Source organism: Dietzia sp. CQ4 (assembly GCF_014145125.1).
Classification (GTDB): Bacteria; Actinomycetota; Actinomycetes; order Mycobacteriales; family Mycobacteriaceae; genus Dietzia; species Dietzia natronolimnaea.
Genome location: NZ_JAALDZ010000224.1, coordinates 1 through 3,970 on the forward strand (window position 1 = coordinate 1; position 3,970 = coordinate 3,970).

Annotated in this window: 4 protein-coding genes and 1 pseudogene; 2 read left to right on the forward strand and 3 right to left on the reverse strand. The window is 71.4% G+C overall.

Annotated elements, in window-relative coordinates:
- Window positions 1–223: 223 nt before the first annotated feature.
- Genes G6031_RS12875 through G6031_RS12885 form a run of 3 tightly spaced genes read right to left on the reverse strand, consistent with a single transcriptional unit; the run spans window position 224 to window position 2,837 of the window.
- Window positions 224–937 (reverse strand): MOSC domain-containing protein, encoded by a 714-nt coding sequence (locus tag G6031_RS12875; RefSeq protein ID WP_187702274.1) that lies wholly within the window; start codon window positions 935–937, stop codon window positions 224–226.
- On the reverse strand, window positions 937–1,704 hold the full coding sequence (locus G6031_RS12880) for an isoprenyl transferase (RefSeq protein WP_182610033.1): 768 nt from the start codon (window positions 1,702–1,704) through the stop codon (window positions 937–939). The genes G6031_RS12875 and G6031_RS12880 overlap by 1 nt, the downstream gene beginning before the upstream one ends.
- A 59-nt stretch (window positions 1,705–1,763) precedes the next feature.
- Window positions 1,764–2,837, reverse strand: a complete 1,074-nt coding sequence (locus G6031_RS12885) for a 3-deoxy-7-phosphoheptulonate synthase (RefSeq protein WP_182653466.1) — start codon at window positions 2,835–2,837, stop codon at window positions 1,764–1,766.
- 300 nt (window positions 2,838–3,137) lie between these two features.
- Here G6031_RS12885 and G6031_RS12890 point away from each other — a divergent pair, with 300 nt between their 5' ends.
- Both G6031_RS12890 and G6031_RS12895 read left to right on the forward strand, forming a co-directional pair.
- Entirely contained in the window at window positions 3,138–3,536 is a 399-nt protein-coding gene (locus tag G6031_RS12890; protein WP_179525704.1) for a DUF2784 domain-containing protein, read from the forward strand.
- Between the two features lie 126 nt (window positions 3,537–3,662).
- Window positions 3,663–3,970: pseudogene (locus G6031_RS12895) on the forward strand (hypothetical protein); the annotation flags it as partial.

The following is a 3,970-nucleotide window of genomic DNA, read 5'->3' on the forward strand; positions in this document are numbered from 1 at the left end:
CGTGGCCACCACCGCCGGTGGCAGCGGCGCGTTCCGGCTGCCCGACGTGGGCCGCGAGCAGGCGCCCGCCCTGTGGCGCACCGCCGGACCGGTCTGGGACCACCTCGCCGAGCCGCGTGCGTAGGCCCTCCCCGAGTGGTCGCAGCCGAGTGGTCGCAAATGCGCCGGTCAGCGCGTGGCGAACTGGAGAAACGTGATCGGGATCGACCGCGCGACGGGGTGATCAGTCGGCGTCCGAGGGCCGGACGTCCGTGGCGGGGTCGAGCTTGCGCACGAGGCTCGGTGCGAGGTCGGAGAGCGTGTACTCGGACAGCAGGCGGCCGGCCTCGTCGTCGTCGACCCCCGCGAACACCCGCCCGATGGTGACGCCGTGCGTGGGCACGGCGACCACCCGGATCTCGTCGCCCACCTCGACAGGCCCCGGCCGCAGCACACGGGCGTACGCACCCGGTCGCCCCGCCTCGGTGAACCGGCGCACCCACCTGGGCTTGCCGACTCGATCGCCGAACGTCTGGCACGGGATGCGCGGGGTGGTGATCTCCAGGCGCAACGGACCCCGACGACCGCTGCCCCGGCCCACCTCCAGGACGGTGCCGATCTGCAGCTGCGAGGTGTCGACACCGGCCACGCGCAGGTTCTCGCCGAAGTACCCGGGCGGGATCGGCCCACCGAACTCGGGCTCCCACGGCTCGACATCGGAGTCGGAGAGCAGGTAGACGGCCTTCCACACGCCGCCGTGATGCTCGCGGTCGGCCTGGACGTCGCCGTGGAGGCCGTACTCACGGACCTGCACCGGGCCCTCGACGGGGCGCTTGTCGATCGCCGTCACGCCGACGCGGCCGGGAACGGTGAGGAGCTGGTCCACCACGCAGACGGCCTGCACGGTGAACGACTCCGGCACCGTCTCCCCGGACGCGGGACTGTTCGAGGCCGGCATCAGTGGCCGAACCTGCGGTTGCGGGCACCGTAGTCGCGCAGGGCGCGGAGGAAGTCCACGCGGCGGAACGCGGGCCAGTAGGCCTCGGTGAACCAGATCTCCGAGTAGGCGCTCTGCCACAGCAGGAATCCGGAGAGCCGCTGCTCGCCGGACGTACGGATCACCAGATCGGGATCGGGCTGGCCGGAGGTGTAGAGGTGCTCGCCGATGGCCTCCACGGTGATGCCGTCGACCAGGTCCCGCCCGGTCCGGCCCTCGTCGATCAACTGGGCGACGAGCTCGCGGGTCGCGTCGGCGATCTCCTGACGGCCGCCGTACCCCACGGCGACGTTGACCTTGACCCCCCGACGCCCGGTGCTCGCGCGCTCGGCGTGGCGCAGCCGCTCGGCCAGCCAGTCCGGCAGCACCTCGAGCCGCCCGACGATCCGGACGTCCCAGTTCTTGTCCGGACCGGTGATCTCGTCCACCACGTCGGCGATGATCTGCAGCAGCTCGTCGAGCTCCTCGGCATCGCGACCCAGGTTCTCGGTGCTCAGCAGATAGATGGTGGCGACGTCCACGCCCAACTCGTCGCACCAGCCCAGCATCTCGGCGATCTTGACCGCCCCGGCCCGGTGTCCGTGCGCGACATCCGCGAACCCGGCCTCCTTGGCCCATCGGCGGTTTCCGTCGGCCATCACCGCGATGTGCCGTGGGAGCCGGGCACCCTCGAGTGACGACCGGAGTCGCGACTCGTACAGCGAGTACAGGGGGGAGGAGGCATCCACTCGGTAGAGGTTACCGCGCGACGCCCCCTCCACAGGGGTCCCCCTGACCCCGCGGGGGCTCAGCCCCGTCGGCCGGCGCGAACCCCCGCGGCCAGCGCGCGCACGCCCTCCTCGGTGGTGTCCCAGCCGATGCAGGCGTCGGTGACCGACTTGCCGTAGACGAGTTCCGCGGCGTCGACGGACTGGGCGCCGGCCTCGAGGAAGCTCTCGACCATCACGCCGGAGATGCCCTCCTCCCCCGCCCCGATCCGCTCGGCGAGCTCGGCCACGACCTCGGCCTGACGCTCGTGGGACTTGCCGGAGTTGGCGTGGCTCGCATCCACCATCACCAGCCCGGGCAGCCCCACCTTCGCGACCGACGCCACCGCGGACGCCACGGACGCCGCATCGTGGTTGGGTCCGCCCGTGCCGCCCCGGAGGATCACGTGGCAGTCGGTGTTCCCGGCCGTCTCCACCACGGCGGCCCGGCCCTCGGCGTCGGTGCCGAAGAACACGTGGCGCGACGCCGAGGACCGACACCCGTCCACCGCGACCTGGACCTCGCCGTCCGTCCCGTTCTTGAACCCCACCGGCATGGACAGGCCGGAGACCAACTGGCGGTGCACCTGGCTCTCGGTGGTCCGGGCTCCGATGGCACCCCAGGAGACGGCGTCGGCGATGTACTGCGGGCTGGTCGGTTCGAGGAACTCGCAACCGACGGGCAGGCCGAGGTCAAGCACGTCCAGGAGTAGCCTCCGGGCGGTGCGCAGACCGCGCGGGATGTCGTAGCTCCCGTCGAGGGCCGGGTCGTTGATCAGGCCCTTCCACCCGACCGTCGTGCGCGGCTTCTCGAAGTAGACGCGCATGACGATCAGCAGGTCCTCGGAGACCTCCCGGGCCAGGGCCGCGAGGCGTCCCGCGTAGTCGAGTGCGGCCTCGGGGTCGTGGACCGAGCAGGGCCCCACCACCACGAGCAACCGGTCGTCGCGCCCGGCCAGGACATCGGCGATCTCGCTGCGGCTACGCTCGACCAGCGCCTCGCGGGCCTCCCCCAGCGGGAGTTCGCCGAGGATCTCGGTGGGGGTCGGCAGTGGCGAGTACGACAAGACACGTCGGTCGGCGGTCTGGGTGGGGTTCTCGGCGGTGATGGTCACGGCAGTGCGCTCCTGATGCGGTGGTCGTGGCGGGCCGGGTGCCGTGATCCTGTTCGGTGCCCTGTGCGCACCCGGATCCGCCGCTGGAAATGGCGGGAGGCGGCGACCATCATGGTCACCGCCTCTGGGCTCCGGGTGTCGGACGTCCGGCTAGCGGACGCGTGCGCTCGCGGCGCGGGCTCCACCCGGAGCCCACATAAAGCGCCAATATGCGCGAGCGATCGACATGCCGGACACCGTAGCAGAGGCCTCGCCTGTCGGGCCACTTGCACCTCCCGCACCGGCTGGCACCCTGGAGGTATGGGATACCGGCTCGTCGCGGACGTCGCGATGGTGCTCCACGCCGCCTTCCTCGTGTACATGGTGGTGGGCGGGTTCCTCGCGTGGCGATGGCGTTGGACATTCTGGCCGCATCTGGCGACGGCGGCCTACGGACTCGGGATCGCGACGGTGGGGTGGGACTGTCCGCTCACCTACGTGGAGAACTGGGGACGCGCCCGCGCCGGCCAGGAGACGCTTCCCTCGACGGGGTTCATCGACCACTACCTCACCGGCGTCATCTACCCCGCGGAACATCTCCTGACGGCCCAACTCGCCGTTGCGGCCGCCGTGCTCGTCTCGTGGGTGGGCCTGGCCTTCCTGCACTGGCGAGCCCGCGCACGCTCCCGCGCATTCGGCCCAGAGGCGCGATACCCCTGAGGTCGACCCCGCCCTCACGGGGCCAGTCGAACACTTGTGCTATATCGGTTGAGACGATATACTAGATCACACGTTCGAATGGTAGCGAGTCCGATTGGCGCAGGGGGTGCGGTGGTGGATCCGATGATGACGACGACGAGTTCGGCGGCGTTCGGGGCGCTTCGCGCCGTGCCGGAGGCTCTCGACACGTTGGGCGCCGAGGCGTTGAGCGAGGTGGCGCGGTCGGCCACTGTGGCGCAGAACCTCGCCGCGGCCACCCGACTGCAGGCCGCGCATCACCTCGTGGAGGCGATGGGCCGGCTCGATCGGGAGGCGCGGGGGTCAGGCCCCGGCCGGGAGCCTGGCGATTCCGGCCCCGTCGATTCTCGTCCTGCCTACGCGCGCCTGGACCCGGCTGATCGGGCGCGTGATCACCTGGCGGCGGCGATGTCGCT

Bases quoted from the DNA above. Each gene is read 5' to 3' on its own strand.
- G6031_RS12890 (WP_179525704.1), top strand. From the start codon at position 3,138: ATGGGATACCGGCTCGTCGCGGACGTCGCGATGGTGCTCCACGCCGCC.
- G6031_RS12875 (WP_187702274.1), bottom strand. From the start codon at position 937: ATGCCGGCCTCGAACAGTCCCGCGTCCGGGGAGACGGTGCCGGAGTCG.